The sequence below is a fragment of the Rhizobium sp. GW821-FHT14E12 genome (genome assembly GCF_058803745.1).
In genome coordinates, this window is the sequence record NZ_JBXAPH010000006.1 from 143,644 (window position 1) to 160,410 (window position 16,767).

A 16,767-nucleotide genomic window follows, 5' to 3' on the forward strand; every position below is an offset into this window, starting at 1 on the left:
CATCATGAGCCAGCAATCCACGCACCCAAAACAGACGATGGATCCCGTCCTCTTCGCCAAGCTGACCGGTGGTCTCGGCGACCCGGCGACGCTTGCAAAGCTGGGCACGGCCTTCGGCCAGGTCTATACCGAGTTCCTCCCCGACATCATCAAGAGCGAAACCGGCCTGGATGTCTCCGTCGGCTATGCCGGCTGCCGGTCGGGCCTGATGAGCGAGCTTGTCGCCGGCATCGGCAGCAATTGCGCCCTGGTCAATGGCTCCCTGCGCAACTGGTCGCAGAACTTCCTGCTCGGCTGCGGCACGGGCTTCGTCATGACCTTGATGGAGCATCTGCTGGGCGCCCAGCCCGAGACGATCGATTCCCCCGCCGCGCGGCCGCTTTCGGTGATCGAACTCGACCTGTCCGTCATGGTGTTCGACAAGATCGCCAACGTGCTGCGCTCCGCCGTCAACGCGACCGGCGGCTTCGAACCTTATCTGGATCGGCCCTACAATATCGAGGATCGTCCGAAGCCGGTTGCCGGCCAGACCGACGATTTCGCCGCCGCCATCGCGATGACGATCTCGCTCGGCAAGACCGTTTCGGAAATCATCGTGATCGTTCCGCAATACGAGCTGCTGCGCACCGTGGTCAGCGCGCCCAGGGCAAAGAACCCGTCCTCCTCGACCGGCGCATGGGCGGAGCAACTCAACGAGCAGGTTCGCCGCTCGCAGGTGACGCTCGAAGCCCGCATCCGGCTGCAATCGCTGACGCTCGACACGATCTCCAGGCTCGCCGTCGGCGATGTCATTCCTTTCATGGATACGAGCGACGTCCAGGTCGAGGTCAGCGCCAACAGCAAGGATCTCTATGTCTGCGAATTCGGCCGCTCCGGCGAGAACTACACGGTGCGCGTCAAGGACACCGTGAATTCCGACGACGAGCTTCTTCGACACCTGATGAATTGAGCGGCCTGGGTGCGGCCCGCACTCACGGCAGCTTGAGGCAAGTTTCAACTGGAATAGTGATTTCATGGCTACGAAGACGACACAGAAAAGCAGCGAGGATTCGCTGGAAATCGCAAGCAGCGACGCCGCATTGGACGAGGCTATCGACGGCCTGCGTGGCGTCCTGAAGAAAGACACCGACGGCGTCGCGACGGATTTCGATCTCGACGCGTTCGGTGCCGAGCCGGCCGCCGGTCTTTCGGCCTTCGGCGATGAATTCGGTGGCGACGATGCGGGCTCCGCCTTCGGCGCCGGCGATTTCGGCGGCCCCTCCGCCTTTGCCGAACCGGCCGCTCTCGGCAGCGCGCTGAGCGCCAATCTCGACCTGATCATGGATATCCCGATCGACGTCCAGATCGTGCTTGGCAGCAGCCGCATGCAGGTTTCCGGCCTGATGAACCTGACCGAAGGCGCGATCATCGCCCTCGACAAGAGAATCGGCGAGCCCGTCGAAATCACCGTGAACGGCCGCTGCATCGGCCGGGGCGAGATTACCGTACTGGAGCATGACGATACCCGGTTCGGCATCAAGCTGATCGAGCTGTCCAACAATAGGGCGAAATGAGTCATTTCGCTCCATTTATTTGATTTTGCATACTATTTCCCGAAGATCATTTCGGGATCGGGCAATGAAAGCCTGATTTCTTTTCAGAATAAGCCCACTCCCTGTTCGGGACGGAGATGAAGACCATGATGGACTTTGACGATTTCAGCGGCGCCCTTGCCGAGAAACCGTTGTCTCAGGCCGAGAAGGCCGCAGCCGTTCTCCTTGCCATGGGAAAACAGGTGGCGGGACGGCTGCTGAAATATTTCACGCAGCATGAATTGCAGCTCATCATTGCGTCGGCGCAATCGCTGCGGCTCATTCCGCCCGACGAACTGGCGCAGCTCGTGGCGGAATTCGAAGACCTCTTCACCGAAGGCGCCGGCCTGATGGACAATGCCAAGGCGATCGAGAGCATTCTCGAAGAAGGCCTGACGCCCGACGAGGTCGACAGCCTGCTTGGCCGGCGCACGGCCTTCCAGGCCTATGAGGCTTCGATCTGGGATCGCCTCGGCGAAGCGGATCCGGCCTTCGTCGCCAAGTTCTTCCTGCGCGAACATCCGCAAACTATCGCCTATATGCTGTCGATGATGCCGTCCTCCTTCGGCGCCAAGATCCTTTTGCAGCTGCCGGAGGCGCAGCGCGCCGACATCATGAACCGCACGGTCAATCTCAAGGATGTCAGCCCGAAAGCGGCGCAGATCATCGAGAACCGGGTTCAGGGGCTGATGACGGAAATCGAGGCCGAGCGCAATGCATCCGGCTCCACCAAGGTAGCGGAGCTGATGAACGAGCTCGACAAGCCGCAGGTCGATACGCTGCTGACGTCGCTCGAAACGCTGAGCAAGGAATCGGTCGACAAGGTCCGCCCGAAGATCTTCCTCTTCGACGACCTCATGCTCATGCCGCAGCAGAGCCGTGTGCTGCTGCTCAACGACATCGCCTCGGATATCATCACCATGGCGCTGCGCGGCTCGACGATGGATATCCGCGAAATCGTGCTCGCATCGATCAGCCCACGCCAGCGCCGCATGATCGAATCCGATCTGCAGGTGCCCAGCAACGGCGTCAATGCGCGCGAAATCGCCGTCGCCCGACGCGCCATCGCGCAGGAAGCCATCCGGCTTTCCAATTCCGGCCAGATCGAACTCAAGGCCAAGGACATGACACCTGTGGAGAAAGCCGCGTAAGTTCGACGCGACTCACCTGAATCGTCCTAGACTGTTCAAAACAGGGCCGCGCATGCTGCGCGGCCTCTTTCCGTTTCGCGAAGGACGGCTGCTTTGGCTGACGAAGACAGGGACAGTAAAACAGAGAAACCGACGGAGAAAAAACTCCGCGACACGATGGAGAAGGGCAATGTGCCCCACTCCCGGGAAGCGACCATCTTTGCCTCCATGCTGGCGACCGTCATCTATGTCACCTTCTTCCTGCCGGAGCGCATGGGGCGCATGGGCGAGGTCCTGCGAGACCTCTTCGAGAAACCGGATCAATGGAAGCTGGAAACGGGTCCGGACGCCCTTTCGCTGTTTACCCGAATCGGTTGGGAAGTCGGCAATCTGGTGCTGCCAGCCATCGTTCTGTTCTTCATCTTCGGGATCGGCTCCTCGATGTTCCAAAACCTGCCGACGCCGGTTCTCGACCGCATTCAGCCGAAATTCTCGCGCATATCGCCTGTTTCCGGCTGGAACCGCATCTTCAGCACATCCGGCCTTGTGGAATTCGGCAAGTCGCTCGCCAAGATCGTGGTGGTCAGCATCATCATGTTCTTCGTGCTGCGCGGCCAGTTCTTCCACGCGATCGATTCGCTCGCGTCCGATCCGCAGACGATTTTCGTTCGGCTGTCGACCATCGTCCAGAGAATCCTGATACTCGTGCTGCTGGCGACCGCCGTCGTCGCCATTGCCGACGTGCTGTGGAGCCGCCACCATTGGTTCGATCAGTTGAAGATGACCAAGCAGGAGATCAAGGACGAGTTCAAGCAGTCGCAGGGCGATCCGATCGTCAAATCGCGCCAGCGCTCGGTTGCCCGCGACCGTGCCCGCCGGCGGATGATAAAGCAGGTGCCGCGCGCAACCCTGGTTATCGCCAACCCGACCCATTTCGCCGTGGCGTTGCGCTATGTCCGCGAGGAAGGCGACGCGCCCGTCGTCGTTGCCAAGGGTCAGGACCTCATCGCGCTGAAAATCAGGGAGATCGCCGAGGCAAACGGCATCCCGGTTTTCGAGGATCCGCCACTCGCGCGCTCCATGTTTGCGCAAGTCTCGGTCGATAGTGTCATCCCGTCAGTATTTTACAAGGCCGTCGCAGAGCTAATCCATCGGATCTACGCACAGTCGAATAGAACACGGGTACGATAAATCAAATGAAAAAATCCCCCTACTCTGCTCAACGTGAACGCATTCTCGCTGAGGCCATCAGCCCGGTCGCCAGCGAATTGCGGCTCCTCGACGCCGCCGATCTGATTTCGCTGCTGCGATTCGAACGCTACGGCAATCTTGCGGATCTCGTGGCCTCGGCCGCTGAGCTCTATTTCCTTCCCGGTATTGTCAATTTCGGGCTTGGAGGCGACTACAAACTCGATTGGAGCGGCCCGGCCGAGGTCACGATCGACCTCGAAATCAAGCCGCGCGGCGTCACCATCTATGCCAAGCTCGCGCTTGCCGACCACCATGCCGGCATCGAGATCAACCATATCGCCTTCGAAAAAGCATCCGCCGATCCGGACGAGAACACCGCGCTTCTCGCCCGCAGTCTGAAGGATGCCCGTTATGCGATCGGCGGCGCAACGCAGGCGGCCTGAGGACGTCCAAATCATTCCGGAATTTACGATATGAAGATCCGCTGAGGAGCGTCGGCGTCAGCTGATGTAACCGAAGCGGATCGCCTTCGCGATCGCCTGGATGCGATTGACGCTGTCAAGCTTGATCGTCGCCGAGCCGAGATAGGCGTTGACGGTATGCACCGACAGGCCGAGCTTTTCGGCGATCTCCTCGCTGATCCGTCCGTCGCCGGCCAATTGCAGGCAGGCGATCTCGCGTTCGCTCAATGCCTCGGCGGCCGGCGAGCGGCGCTCATCGAGCGACAGAAGCTCCATCATGATCTGGCAGCTGCGGCCATGCAGCTCGACGATCATATCGCTCGTAACGTCCATGAACTTCGCGGTGAAGACGACGTAGCCGTTGCCGACTGAGCCCAGCCGCACCGGAAAGGCAACACCGGCGAAAGGCAGGAGATGCGGTTTCAGGCGCTGGGTGAATGCGGCAAAATCCGGCGTCTCGGCCGTGCTGTCGCTGTCGCGGCCGTTCCACATCAGCGGCAGCAGCGACTTCTCGATATGCTCGATCATCGCCTCGCCATAGGCCTCGACGAAGGCCTTGTTCATGACGGGATTGGCCGACCCCCAGTTCTCCAGTTCGCAGACCAGGCGCTGCTTGCTCGGCAGGCCGGAGCCACTGAGGCGGTAGAGTGCGAAATTCTGCGCGTCGATCAATTTCTGCATCGACACCAGCTTCGGGAAGAGATCGGAACGACCAGAAATCCGATGCAAACGGCTAAGCTTTGTCTCGCCCGACATGTCCGTCGCCTTGCCCGGCTGATATCGCATTCAATAGGCCTTCAAACGAGGTTGTTTCTGACGGCAAACGCGATGGCTTCCGATCGCGTTTTCGTCGCGGTCTTGCGCATGACGCTGGTGATGTAGTTGTTGATGGTATTGCGCGAGATGCCGAGGATCATGGCGATCTCGTCACTGGTCTTGCCTTCGGCAATCCAGAACAGACATTCCAGCTCGCGTTCGGTCAAATCGAAATCGCGCTCCAGCTTGCCTTCGACACTGCGGGTGAAGCTGGCGAAATAGCCCGCCAGCAGCCCGACATCGCGCAGCCGTTCCGCCGACAATAACAGGCTGTCGCGGGCCAGAAGCATCAGCGAGAACCGCGTGCGCCCGACATTGAAGGTCAGCGCGCAATAGTGACGGCTGACACCCTCCGGCGGCTCGACATCATCGGGCAGGAAGGCAAAATTCGGCTGGAACAGCGACATGGATTTTTCCACTTCGCCCGTGCGGCCATAGCCACCCGTGAGTTCGGAAGCCAGGCGCCGGACGAGATCGAAGGGCCAATCCGAAGATACGACGAAATCGAGCCCGCTCTCCTGGATCAGGTCGGAGCGCGCCAGGAGATAATGAGAGGCGCCGACATAGTCCGTCAACACGCGCAGGCCGGATTGGAGATAGGCAGGTCCCGCGACCGCAGTCAGTTGCAGAATGAGCTGATCGCGCGACATGGCGCTGGAAGCGGCGACTGCTCGCGCATCCTTGTCGCCCTTGCTCGCCTGCGATATCTGCATGTCCATTTTCTGCGTTCCTGCCACTGTCGAACGATCAGACGTCAACGAGAGCATTGCTCGGTCTGGACCCAGGGCACGCCCCCGAAAACCGACATCGATCTTCAAAAAAGGCGCCTGCGCCAACTTAAATTACGATCACGCCTCAAACGCATCCGGCGGAGGCACGGCGCGCAAGCGCTAACATGAATTCCACTTCGGCAATCGCATTGGCTCAGATCGCCAGAAACCCAATCAACAAACTATAAACTGATTTCTCCGCGTCCCTGCGTCTTCAATCCTTGAATTCACCGGGGGCGGATTACGGCCCGATTCGCGCTGATTCGGCGCTGTTGCGGACAGATGAACAAACTGTAAGTCGATTCTTTCTACCCAGCAATGAAATTTGCCGCCTCTTCTTCACTTGCCAACATCTCATACAGCCTGATTTCGTGACGACGGCTTGCTGCTAATATTTGCGAAATCCAAGATTGCAACGAGTTGACCGGACCCTATCCGTTCACGCGAAAAGACCGGGATCTCTCCCGGTCCTTTTATCAGGCGGCCTTGTCGACGGCCCATTTTCTGAGGATCTTGGCGGCTCGCTCCTCGCTGATTTCCACCATGCGCGAGAGGCGACGCTCCGGCCCTTCCTTGACGCGGCGATTGAAGGTGCTGTTGTCCTCGCCCATCGTCAGCAGATCGTCGGTACTGTCGAAGCCGAAATCCGAACCGAAGCCGTCCATCAGCGCGGCGCCGGGTCCGCCGACCGCGCCAGGTGCGAAATCCGGCAATTCCAGGCCGGCCGCATCCGGCAGAGCCGTGCCGTTGGCACCACCGCCAAGCGAGCGGATCAGCGGGCGGAAGCCCAGCCAGATGATGAGGACAGCGACCGCGACGAAGGCGAGCGCATTGATGATGCCGGCGATATTGCGGCTCAGCACGTCCATGATGTTGAGACCCGATGCGTTGTCGTCGAGCAGCTGGGTGTCGAGGAAATCCATCGCATTGACGGTCACCACGTCGCCGCGGCTTGGATCGAGGCCGGCAGCGGTTGCGACGATCTTCTGCATCTCGGCGATGTAGGCATCGACCTTTGCCGGATCGGCCGGCTGACCGACCATCTGGGCGATACGACCCCTGTTGACCACCACGGCGACCGACAGCTTCTCGATCCTGTAGCTGTTACGGACCGTTGCGGTCGTCTTGCTGTTAATCTCGTAGTTGGTCTGCTCTTCGCGCTTATCGGTCTGGTCGTTCGATGTCGGCCCATTGCCGCCGGCCTGAGGTGCTGCCTGAGGAATGTTCTGCTCGACAGTCGCCGCCGTATCCGACTGGCGCTGCTGCGACTTCTGCGCTTCCTTGGTGGTGCGAACCGAACGTTCGACCTTCGATTCCGGGTCGTAGGTGGTTTCCTGCACCTGCTGGCTGTCGGTGTTCAGCTGGGCCGTCACGCTGGAGCGGAAATTGTCCATGCCGAGAAAGGGGGCCAGCGCCTTGTCGATATTCGATGCGATTTCGCCCTGAACATTCTGCACGATGCCGAGATTGCGGTTCAGCGCACCATTGCTCTGATCGTCGCCGGAAGCGAGCAGCTGCCCGGTGGAATCGAGGATGGTGACATCGTCGACCTCAAGACCAGGAACGGCGGAGGCGACGAGATGGCGGATAGCCTGGGCTGCCTTGCGCGCCGCTTCGGCATTGGCCCGGATCATCACCGAGGCCGTCGGCTTCTGATCCGCCTTCCGGAAATTGCCGACATCCTGCATGACGATATGGACGCGAGCCGCGCTAATGCCCGAGATTGAGGTGATCGTCCGGCCGATTTCGCCTTCCAGCGCACGGACGCGGGTCACTTCCTGCATGAAGGAGGTCAGACCGAGCGATCCGACATTGTCGAAGAGTTCATAGCCGGCATTGGTGCTGTTCGGCAGGCCGCGCTCGGCGAGAAGCGCGCGGGCCTTGCCGGTCATGCCGGTCGGCACGGTCAGGCTGGTGCCGTCCGTCCCTACCTGAAAATTGATCTTGGCTTCGGCAAGCGCAATGCTGATCTGGTTCAGATCGGTCGCATCCAGGCCGACATAAAGCGTCTCCTGGGCAGGCTTGTTGACGTAAAGGGCTGCAAACAGGACCAGCGCCACGGACAAAATGCCCACGCCGGCGAGAGTCAGCAACCGCGTCCTCCCGAGATTCTGCAGATTCCTGAACAAGGGAACTAATTGATTTAACAGATTCATTCTGTTCTCGCACGATTCGTCAAAGACCTGATGGCTTTGTGCCCTGCAGCGAAGATAGGAATCGAAACTTGTGCGAGCGTTTCGTCCGGCGGGGAAAACGAAGGAAGCGGGAAGAAAACTATTTAAAAAAATATAGGAAAAACAATATCGGGTACCGGCGGTTGCGGTCAGAAGAAATCGAAATCGCCGGCGGCCTTGGCGAGTGGCTGAGAATGGCCGTGACGCTGACTGCCGCCAAGCGCCTTCTGCATCTCGGTGAGCTTCACCAGGCTCAGCGCGGTCGCGACATCGACCATCCAGCCATCCGGCATGTCGCCGGTGATGGTGTCGATGAATTCGGCAATGCCGCGTGTCTTCTGCACGGCCAGATCGATGCCCTGCATCACCTTCATCGCGTCAGGCGCTTCCAGCACATTGACGCCGCTGAGATCGAGCAGTTGCGGCTCGATGCGCTCGATCAGGTAAGCGATATCGTGCAATTCGGCGACGATCCGCATCAGGATGGCGGGGAGCGTCTCCTGCATGGCGGTCGTATCGGCGCGCTGGAAGTTGGTCATCGGATAGTCCTCGCTGATCAGAAAAATTCGATCGCATTGTCGACAGGCTTCGGGGCAGCAACGGGGCGCTGTTCCAGGGCCACGGTCTTCTGCGTTTCGGCGCCGGTTAGCGGATATTGCCGTGCACGGCCGGAAACCGGCCAGTACTCCACCTTGCGTCCATGCTCGCCGCCCGTGCTGGAGCTGACGACCGGGATGCCTTCATCGCGCAGGAACTGCATGGCGAAGGCCGCATTCTGTTCGCCGACATTGGAGAAGGTGGCAATCGTCTTCGCGCCTCCGAACACCTTCGCCTCCAGCCGGTCGCGACGCGCGCCCTGCTTCAGAAGGCCATTGATCAGCAGTTCCATCAGATGCACGCCGTAGCGCGTGGCGTCGCCGCCGCTCGTCGGCGAAGACGCCATTCCCGGCAGCAGGAAATGGTTCATGCCGCCAACGCCAGCCACCGGATCGCGCAAACATGCCGCCACGCAGGAGCCGAGAATGGTCGCCAGGACCACCTCGGGGTCACCGATGACCTTGTACTCGCCCTGAATGATATGCACACGACGGGCGGTGGCCTCGAGAATCATTTCAGTGCTCCGAACACGGCCTCGATCGCAGCCTTCATCTTTTCGATGGTGAAAGGCTTGGCGAGAACATTGTTGGCACCAAGCTGTGCCGCCTTCTGCACCAGGGCACGATCGCCCTGCGCTGTCAGGATGATGAAGGCGGCCTTCTTGGTTGCCGGATTGGTGCGAACGGCCTGCAACAGGCCGAGACCATCCATCTTCGGCATGTTGAAGTCCGAGATCACCAGATGATGCGGCTGCTGCTGCATGATCTTCATGCCCTGCTCGCCGTCGCCAGCGGCAGTGATCTGCTTGAAGCCGAGTTGCGTCAGCGCGTCGCTTAGCAACAGGCGGCTGGTGACCTGATCGTCAACGATCAGAACTTTGATTTTTTCCGCTAGAGACATTATTCGCTCCCTTCCTTTCGGGCGGCTGTTACTTTCAATATTTCCTCGCCAATGGCGTTCAGCGGAAACTGCTGTTCGACTGCGCCGAGCTCGAACGCGACCCTCGGCATTCCATAGACCACGCAGGTCTTTTCGTTCTGGCCGATGGTGCGCGCGCCGGCATGGCGCATCTTGAGAAGACCGGCAGCGCCGTCGCGCCCCATGCCGGTCAGGATCACGCCCACGGCATTGCGGCCGGCAAGCTCGGCCACCGAATCAAACAACGCATCGACTGAGGGGCGATGGCCGTTGACCGGCCCGCCCTCGACCAGCCGGCAATGCGGCGCCGAGGCGCTGGCGACCTGCAAATGCCTTTCGCCGCCGGGGGCCAGATAGATCTTGCCGATCTCCAGCCGCGCGCCGTCGCTCGCCTCCTGCACCACGGGGGCACAGAGACGGTTGAGACGCTCGGCGAAACTGCGGGTGAAACTCGGCGGCATATGCTGGGTGATGACCGTCGGCGGGCAATTGGCCGGGAATTTCTGCAGCACCGCGATCAAGGCCTCGACACCGCCGGTGGAGGAGCCGATAGCGACGATCTTGCGGCCGACGCGGAAATCCGCAACCGCGGGCGGCGGGGCATGGCTGGCGGCTGGCTTGACATATTGCCGCTGCGAACGGGCCGCCGCCTTTACCTTTTCCGCGAGATCGCCGAAAGGACGGGGCTCACCCGGGACCGGCTTGCCGACGCAATCGAAAGCGCCGATCTCAAGGGCGGCCAGTGTCGCCTCGGCGCCGCGATGCGTCATGGTCGAGACCATGATGACCGGCATGGGCCTGAGCGTCATGATCTTCTCGAGGAAGTCGAGGCCGTTCATGTTCGGCATCTCGATATCGAGCGTCACGACATCGGGATTGAGCGCCTTGATCGCGGCGCGCGCCTCCAGCGCATCCCCGGCCTGGCCGATGACGTCGACCTCCGGATCGGAGCGCAGGACAGCGGTGATCAGGCCGCGCATGGTGGGCGAGTCGTCGACGACGAGGACGCGGGCGGGAGCGCTCATGGTTTTCTCCCCGCGGGCTTGCCGATATGGCGATAGGTGGTGATGCCGATATTGTCGAAGAGATGCTTGGCGTCGCCTGCAACCCGCTCGGAATGGCCGATATAAAGATGGCCGTGATCCTGCAGCTGACCCGCAAAACGCGACCAGATCTTCGTTTGCGTCGGCTCGTCGAAATAGATGACGACGTTGCGGCAAAAGATGACGTCGAAGCTGCCCTTGAACGGCCACTGCGCCAAAAGGTTCAGCTCGTTGAAGGTGATCAGCCGCTTGACGCGATCGTCGATCTGGAACTTGCGGCGCCCCTGGATCTCCACCTCCTGGAACCATTGCTTGCGCATGGCGGGCGAGACGGTTTCGAGCGCGGCCTCGTCATAGGCGCCCACGCGAGCAAGGCCGAGGATCTTCGGATCGATATCCGTCGCCAGGATCCTGAAATCGAGGTCCGCCGCGTTCGGCATCAGCGACAAAACCGTGAGCGCGATGGAATAGGGCTCCTGTCCGTCGGAACAGGCCGCCGACCAGATGCGGACGCGACCGCCGGCCTTGGCGCGCGCCAGAAGGCCGGGCAGAACCTCGTCGCGCAGATGATCGAAATGGTGGTTCTCGCGAAAGAAGCGCGTGAAATTGGTCGTCAGGTGCGACAGCATCTCGCGCCGCTGGACGGCTCCCGCCGGCGAGGAGACCAGTTGGCAATAGTCGCGGAAGCCCGGCAGGCCGAGTGCCCGGATATGCTTGGACAGCCGTGAATAGACCAGCGAGGCCTTGGTCTCGTTCAGAGAAATCCCGGCGTCCGAATAGATCATGGCGGCGATTTCGGAGAGATCGCGGCGGGTCAGCGGATATTCGCCGCTGGCCAGCACCTCGTCCGGGGATACTCTCGGATCTATTGCTCCCATCACGCTCATGCGGCCTGGCTTTCGTGTTCGGGGAACAGGGTTTCGAGTTCGATGAGACAGATCATGCGGCGGTCAATCGCCAGGACGCCACGCGCGAATTGCCGCTCATAGTCGGAAGAGACTTCCGGCGTCGGCTGGATCGTGTCGTCGGTGACGGTGAGGATATCCGACACGGCGTCGACCAGCATGCCGACGACCTTGCGCTTGACCTGCGCGACGATGATCACATGCCGCACCGTCGGTTCGGAGCGTTTCATGCCGAGCCGGGCCGAGAGATCGACGATCGGCAGCACCGCGCCGCGCAGATTGATCACGCCAAGCATATAGCCGGGCGAATGCGGCATGGCGGTAGCCGGCGTCCAGCCGCGAATTTCGCGGACGGACATGATGTCGACGCAGAACTCCTGATCGCCGATCCGGAAGGCGATCAGCTCTCGGGCACCCTGGGTCAGGCTCTTGATCGCGTCGGACATAGGCTCAACCCACCGCTGCGTAGGAGATTTCGGCCTTCAGCGACTGGCCGCGCGAGGCGCCGACCACGGCATCGACATCGAGGATGAGCGCGACGCGCCCATCGCCGAGGATGGTCGCCGCGGCGATGCCGGGGACATGGGTATAGTTCGCCTCGAGGCTCTTGATGACGACCTGACGCTGACCCTGGATGGCGTCAACCATCAGGGCACGCTGTCCGCCGCCTTCCGATTCCACCAGCAGCGCGACACCTTCGACCGGATCAGCCTGGGTAGCGCGGAAATTCAGGATGCGTCCGACATCCACCAGCGGGCAGAAGCTGTTGCGGATCGAGATCAGACGATGGTTGGCGCCGAAGGAATGGATGGCGGCGGCTTCCGGCTGCAGGGTCTCGACGATCGCGGTCAGCGGCACGACCAGCGTCTGACCGGCCACCGTCACCACCATGCCATCGAGGACGGCGAGCGTCAGCGGCAGGCTCATGGTGAAGACCGAGCCATGTCCCGGCTTGGATGTGATGTTGATACGGCCGCCGAGTGCCTGGATCGAGCGCTTGACCACGTCCATGCCGACGCCACGGCCGGAAATGTCGGAGATCTTGTCAGCGGTCGAAAAGCCCGGCAGGAAGATCAGGTTGTCGATTTCCTCGTCGGAAAGATTGGCATCGGCGGCGATCAGGTCGTTGTCGATCGCCTTCTGGCGGACCTTCTCGCGGTTGATGCCGGCGCCGTCGTCGGCCAGTTCGATCAGGATGCGGCCGGAGCGATGTTTTGCCGTCAGGCGAACCGTGCCTTCCGGGTTCTTACCGAGTGCCGCGCGCTTTTCCGGGGTCTCGACGCCGTGGTCGACGGCATTGCGGATCATGTGGGTCAGCGGCTCGGCCAGCTTGTCGATGACCGTCTTGTCGACTTCTGTGTTTTCACCCTCGGTGATCAGGCGGATCGACTTGCCGGTCATATCGGCGATTTCGCGGACGATGCGCGACATGCGCTGGAAGACCGGCTTTACCGGCTGCGCGCGGATCGCCATGACGCTGTCCTGGATCTCGCGGGTGAGCTGCTGCAGCTCCTCGAGGCCCATATTGATCGAGGATGTGCCATTGTTGTCGTTCTCGATGACGCTCTGCGACAGCATCGCCTGGTTGATGACCAGCTCGCCGACGAGGTTGATCAGGCGGTCGACGCGGTCGAGATCGACACGGATGGTCTGGCCGACGCCGGCAGCGGCGGCATTGTTTTGCGCGGCGGCACTGGCAGCAGCAGCAGCGGCGGCAGCAGCTTCCTTCTTTTCGACGCGGGCGGCGGCGAGCTGTGCGATATTGCTTGCCGTTTCGGCGGCCGCAACAGCGGCGGCCACATCATTCGCAGGCTGCGGCGCTTCCTCGACCACTTGCACGGTCTGCCCGGCGCTATCATCGTCGAGGGCAGAGAGATCGAAGGGTACGGGCACCATCGGCAGCTCGTCGTCACCCTTGGCGGCGGCATCCTCGATCCGCCGGACATCGAGCTCGCAATCCCACTCGGCGAATTCGAAGACCGTGCGGATGGCATCTTCGCCCTTGTCCGTCCGGACCGAGATCGTCCAGGCGAAATAGGCGCCTTCAGCATCGATTTCGTCCAGGCCAGGCAGGGCATCCATATTGCAATGAACGCTCAGCTCGCCGATGCGCGCGAGATCGCGCAGCAGCAACGTCGCATCATTGCCCTTGGCATAGAGATCGGCGCGCGGCTTGAAGCTGACCTGGTATTCCGGCATGGCCACGGGCGCTTCGTCGGCACCGAAATCATCATCGAAGCTGAAGGGGATCGGCTGGAAGCCGCTATCGTCCGTCGCAGCGGGCGCAACCTCGACTGGAGCCGGTGCGGGTGCCGCCGGCTTCACCTGCTTCGGCGCGGCGTCGACGGCGGCGGATGCCGAGGGCAACTCGCCATGGGCCAGCGCCTCCAGTTCCTTGACCAGGCCCCGGCTGCGGGCCGGATCGACGCTGCCGCCGTCGCGGGCGACATTGGTCAGATCCGCCAGCACGTCGGCGGCCTTGAGCATGACCTTCAGGACATCCTGGGTCGGCTCCAGCTTGTTGGATCGAACGCAATCGAGCGTCGTCTCGAAGACATGGGCAAAGGAGACGAGATCATCGAGACCGAAGGCCCCTGCCCCACCCTTGATGGAATGAACGGCGCGGAAGACGGCATTGACGGTTTCCGGATCGCGGTCGCCATCATTCATTTTCAGGAGACCGGATTCCAGTTCGGCGAGTTGCTCCTCGCACTCCTGGAAGAAAATCTCTTTGATTTCGTTCATATCCATGAGAGGCGGATCCTGTTTAGGCGGTTACACGCTCGATGGCATCGATCAGCTTGGCGGGGTCGAAAGGCTTGACGATCCAGCCCGTCGCACCGGCCTGGCGGGCACGGTTCTTCTTTTCGGCATCGCTTTCGGTCGTCAGCACCAGGATCGGGATGGCGCGATACTTGTCGTTGCGGCGCACACCCTCGATGAAGCCGAAACCGTCAAGGCGCGGCATATTGATGTCGGTGACGATGACATCGGGATTGGCTTCCTCGAGGACTTCAAGACCCTCGATGCCGTCTTCGGCCTGAATGGTCTCGAAGCCGGCATTGTTGAGGGTGACGAGAAGCATGTTTCGAATGGTCCGTGAATCGTCCACGGTCAGCACTTTTTTCTTCATTGCCGGATCTCCTTGGCAAGCAGGTGATCGATGTCGATACCGATCATCTGCAGCGTTTTTTGAAATGCGTCCGACACCTTCGAAAAGGTGAAGGACAGCTTGTCTTCATCCCAAGTCTTGGCGGCGGCCATGATGACCTGAATGCACAAGGCGCCGATCCTTTCGACGCCCGAAGCGTCGATCGCGACATTGCTGCCGCGCAGCCCCATCAACTTGCCGCGAAGCGCCGAGGCCTCGTTGAGGTCCAGCACCGCGGCCAGACTGACTGTCTTTTCGCCTTTCCTGCTCGCCATCGCTTCAATCCTTGTTGCCTAAAATCGGGCTCCACGGCCCGCATGCGCGTGAAATAGAGAGCTCAATAAGCATTCCGCTCGCCCCCGGCTGCTGCCCTGCGAGGCGGAAAGTCGAATTCGACATCGTCGTCCTGACGCAGGGTGAAGACGTCATCGCGCCGAGGGGCCGGCAGACGTTGCGCGCCGACTACCGGGCGCGGTGCCACGGCATGGCGCCGTTCGCGCTCGAGGCGGAATTCGCGGATGGTGCGACCGAGGTCGAGGATGGTGTCATGAAGGTGATCGGCGCCCTGTCCCGAACGACCGGCGAGGTCTCCGGCAACGGAAGCGCGTTCGCTGAGGCTGCCGATTTCCACCGTCACGCTGCGCAGGCCCGCGGCCTGTTCGTCGGTGGCGGCGGCGATGCCGGAAATGGCATCGTTGATATCGGTCACTTGGCGGACGATGTTGCCGATCGCTTCCTGCGTGCGACCGACCATCCGTACACCGGCATCGACCTGCGCCTTGGTGCCTGTCACCAGCACCTTGATCTCGCGGGCGGCATCGGCGGAGCGCTGGGCAAGCGCGCGGACTTCCTGGGCGACGACCGCGAAGCCACGGCCGCTGTCGCCGGCGCGGGCCGCTTCGATACCGGCGTTGAGAGCCAGGAGGTTGGTCTGGAATGCGATCTCGTCGATGACGCCGATGATCTGGCCGATCTTTTCGGCCGAGGTTTCGATATCGGCCATGGCGGAGATCGCCTGGCCGACGACCTGACCGCTGTCTTCGACCGCAACGCGCGTGGAGGCGGCGGCGCGCTCGGCTGACCGGGTGCTTGTCGCATTGCCGCCGATCTGCTCGGCAAGGTCTGCGAGCTGTCTTGCGGAGATGGCGAGACCCTTGGATTGTTCCGTGGAATCATGAGCAAGCGATCGGGAATCGCGAGAGATGGCATTCGTTGCCGCTTCGGCGGCCTGCACGCCGCCGGACAGGGCCGTAAATTGCTGCTGGATATCGTCCAGCGCGGCGTTCAGCGCCTCCACAAGCTCGGTATAGGCCGGCGGGGTATCGGCCGGCATGCGGACGGTGAGGTCGCGCTCGGCAAGGCCCTGGATGACATCGGCGAAGAGACCGGCCACTTCTGCCTGATCGGCTGTCCGCTGATCGGCCAAGGCGCGTTGATGGTTGAGGCGCAATTCGTTGAAGCGCAGCGACACGGCAATTTCGACATCGACCATGACAAGACGGATGGCGGCCTTGACCAGCTCGCTCAGTTCACGGGCGCGGCGCTTGGTTCCCGGCAGGACGGCCCGGCCGCCCATCTCTTCGACGATACCGGCCAGAATATGCTCCAGAACCACGCCATGGCCGGCAACATGCCAGCGCGGATCGAGCCCCATCTTGCTTTCGCTGTCGGAGAGAACCTTGACGCGCTCGGCATAGAGGCTGTCGAAACGGGCATCTGTCAGCACGTCCCAATGCGAGGATTGCAGATCCTGCAGCCGTTCGAGCTGGCTCTCGCTGGCGAAATTGCGCGCGGCATCCGGAAAGGTCTGGAAACGATGAAAGAGATCGCGCAGGCCCGCTTTCAGGTGGGTCTCGAGCATTGGCCGGTTGCGGCGCACGATCTCGCATTGCTCGGCGGCGAGCCCCGCAAAACGCAAGCGATCGCGAAGGCTTCCCGCCTGCGCCCGCCCTGCCTGATCTGACGGCGAATCCTGCGCCAAAATCGTCCCTGCCGAACTGCCGGGCGCAAAGAGCCCCGGCGAAACCGCTGATGATCGGG

At 61.5% G+C, this 16,767-nt stretch carries 18 protein-coding genes; 5 read left to right on the forward strand and 13 right to left on the reverse strand.

Going from position 1 to position 16,767, the window contains the following annotated elements:
- Position 1: 1 nt before the first annotated feature.
- From AC1RO0_RS21720 to AC1RO0_RS21740, 5 genes are all read left to right on the forward strand, one after another.
- On the forward strand, positions 2 to 949 hold the full coding sequence (locus AC1RO0_RS21720; protein ID WP_498595004.1) for a FliM/FliN family flagellar motor switch protein: 948 nt from the start codon (positions 2 to 4) through the stop codon (positions 947 to 949).
- 64 nt (positions 950 to 1,013) lie between these two features.
- Positions 1,014 to 1,553 (forward strand): flagellar motor switch protein FliN, encoded by a 540-nt coding sequence (gene fliN, locus AC1RO0_RS21725; RefSeq protein ID WP_498594850.1) that lies wholly within the window; start codon positions 1,014 to 1,016, stop codon positions 1,551 to 1,553.
- Positions 1,554 to 1,678: 125 nt separating this feature from the next.
- Positions 1,679 to 2,722 (forward strand): flagellar motor switch protein FliG, encoded by a 1,044-nt coding sequence (gene fliG / locus AC1RO0_RS21730; protein WP_498594851.1) that lies wholly within the window; start codon positions 1,679 to 1,681, stop codon positions 2,720 to 2,722.
- 93 nt (positions 2,723 to 2,815) lie between these two features.
- Positions 2,816 to 3,892, forward strand: a complete 1,077-nt coding sequence (gene flhB / locus AC1RO0_RS21735) for a flagellar biosynthesis protein FlhB (RefSeq protein ID WP_498594852.1) — start codon at positions 2,816 to 2,818, stop codon at positions 3,890 to 3,892.
- A gap of 5 nt (positions 3,893 to 3,897) precedes the next feature.
- Positions 3,898 to 4,335 carry a BspJ family T4SS effector nucleomodulin gene (locus AC1RO0_RS21740; protein ID WP_153366808.1) on the forward strand — a complete coding sequence of 146 codons (438 nt, stop codon included), beginning with the start codon at positions 3,898 to 3,900 and terminating at the stop codon, positions 4,333 to 4,335.
- Between the two features lie 57 nt (positions 4,336 to 4,392).
- Here the strand turns inward: AC1RO0_RS21740 and visR are convergent, their stop codons facing one another.
- The 13 genes from visR to AC1RO0_RS21805 all read right to left on the reverse strand — a co-directional run bounded on the left by visR (position 4,393) and on the right by AC1RO0_RS21805 (position 16,708).
- On the reverse strand, positions 4,393 to 5,139 hold the full coding sequence (visR, locus tag AC1RO0_RS21745) for a transcriptional regulator VisR (RefSeq protein ID WP_498594853.1): 747 nt from the start codon (positions 5,137 to 5,139) through the stop codon (positions 4,393 to 4,395).
- A gap of 11 nt (positions 5,140 to 5,150) precedes the next feature.
- Positions 5,151 to 5,888, reverse strand: coding sequence for a transcriptional regulator VisN (gene visN, locus AC1RO0_RS21750; RefSeq protein WP_498594854.1), 738 nt, complete (start codon positions 5,886 to 5,888; stop codon positions 5,151 to 5,153).
- A 527-nt stretch (positions 5,889 to 6,415) separates the two neighbouring features.
- The gene (gene fliF, locus AC1RO0_RS21755; protein WP_498594855.1) at positions 6,416 to 8,095 is read right to left on the reverse strand and encodes a flagellar basal-body MS-ring/collar protein FliF; all 1,680 of its coding nucleotides are present in this window, start codon (positions 8,093 to 8,095) and stop codon (positions 6,416 to 6,418) included.
- Positions 8,096 to 8,262: 167 nt separating this feature from the next.
- The gene (gene cheT, locus AC1RO0_RS21760) at positions 8,263 to 8,652 is read right to left on the reverse strand and encodes a chemotaxis protein CheT (protein WP_498594856.1); all 390 of its coding nucleotides are present in this window, start codon (positions 8,650 to 8,652) and stop codon (positions 8,263 to 8,265) included.
- Between the two features lie 17 nt (positions 8,653 to 8,669).
- Positions 8,670 to 9,224 carry a chemoreceptor glutamine deamidase CheD gene (gene cheD / locus AC1RO0_RS21765; RefSeq protein ID WP_007695710.1) on the reverse strand — a complete coding sequence of 185 codons (555 nt, stop codon included), beginning with the start codon at positions 9,222 to 9,224 and terminating at the stop codon, positions 8,670 to 8,672.
- Positions 9,221 to 9,610 (reverse strand): response regulator, encoded by a 390-nt coding sequence (locus AC1RO0_RS21770; RefSeq protein ID WP_007695708.1) that lies wholly within the window; start codon positions 9,608 to 9,610, stop codon positions 9,221 to 9,223. Before AC1RO0_RS21770 ends, cheD begins: the two co-directional genes overlap by 4 nt.
- Positions 9,610 to 10,653, reverse strand: a complete 1,044-nt coding sequence (cheB, locus tag AC1RO0_RS21775; protein WP_498594857.1) for a protein-glutamate O-methylesterase CheB — start codon at positions 10,651 to 10,653, stop codon at positions 9,610 to 9,612. Before cheB ends, AC1RO0_RS21770 begins: the two co-directional genes overlap by 1 nt.
- A complete protein-coding gene (cheR, locus tag AC1RO0_RS21780) occupies positions 10,650 to 11,558 on the reverse strand; it encodes a protein-glutamate O-methyltransferase CheR (protein ID WP_498594858.1) in 909 nt (302 codons plus the stop codon). The genes cheB and cheR overlap by 4 nt, the downstream gene beginning before the upstream one ends.
- Positions 11,555 to 12,022: a chemotaxis protein CheW gene (locus AC1RO0_RS21785; protein WP_498594859.1), complete on the reverse strand. Its 468-nt coding sequence runs from the start codon at positions 12,020 to 12,022 to the stop codon at positions 11,555 to 11,557. Before AC1RO0_RS21785 ends, cheR begins: the two co-directional genes overlap by 4 nt.
- A gap of 4 nt (positions 12,023 to 12,026) precedes the next feature.
- On the reverse strand, positions 12,027 to 14,327 hold the full coding sequence (locus tag AC1RO0_RS21790; RefSeq protein ID WP_498594860.1) for a chemotaxis protein CheA: 2,301 nt from the start codon (positions 14,325 to 14,327) through the stop codon (positions 12,027 to 12,029).
- Positions 14,328 to 14,343: 16 nt separating this feature from the next.
- Positions 14,344 to 14,709, reverse strand: a complete 366-nt coding sequence (gene cheY1, locus AC1RO0_RS21795; RefSeq protein ID WP_007695696.1) for a chemotaxis response regulator CheY1 — start codon at positions 14,707 to 14,709, stop codon at positions 14,344 to 14,346.
- Positions 14,706 to 15,002, reverse strand: a complete 297-nt coding sequence (locus AC1RO0_RS21800) for an STAS domain-containing protein (RefSeq protein ID WP_034520242.1) — start codon at positions 15,000 to 15,002, stop codon at positions 14,706 to 14,708. The genes cheY1 and AC1RO0_RS21800 overlap by 4 nt, the downstream gene beginning before the upstream one ends.
- Positions 15,003 to 15,064: 62 nt before the next feature.
- Positions 15,065 to 16,708, reverse strand: a complete 1,644-nt coding sequence (locus AC1RO0_RS21805; protein WP_498594861.1) for a globin-coupled sensor protein — start codon at positions 16,706 to 16,708, stop codon at positions 15,065 to 15,067.
- Positions 16,709 to 16,767 lie beyond the last annotated feature (59 nt).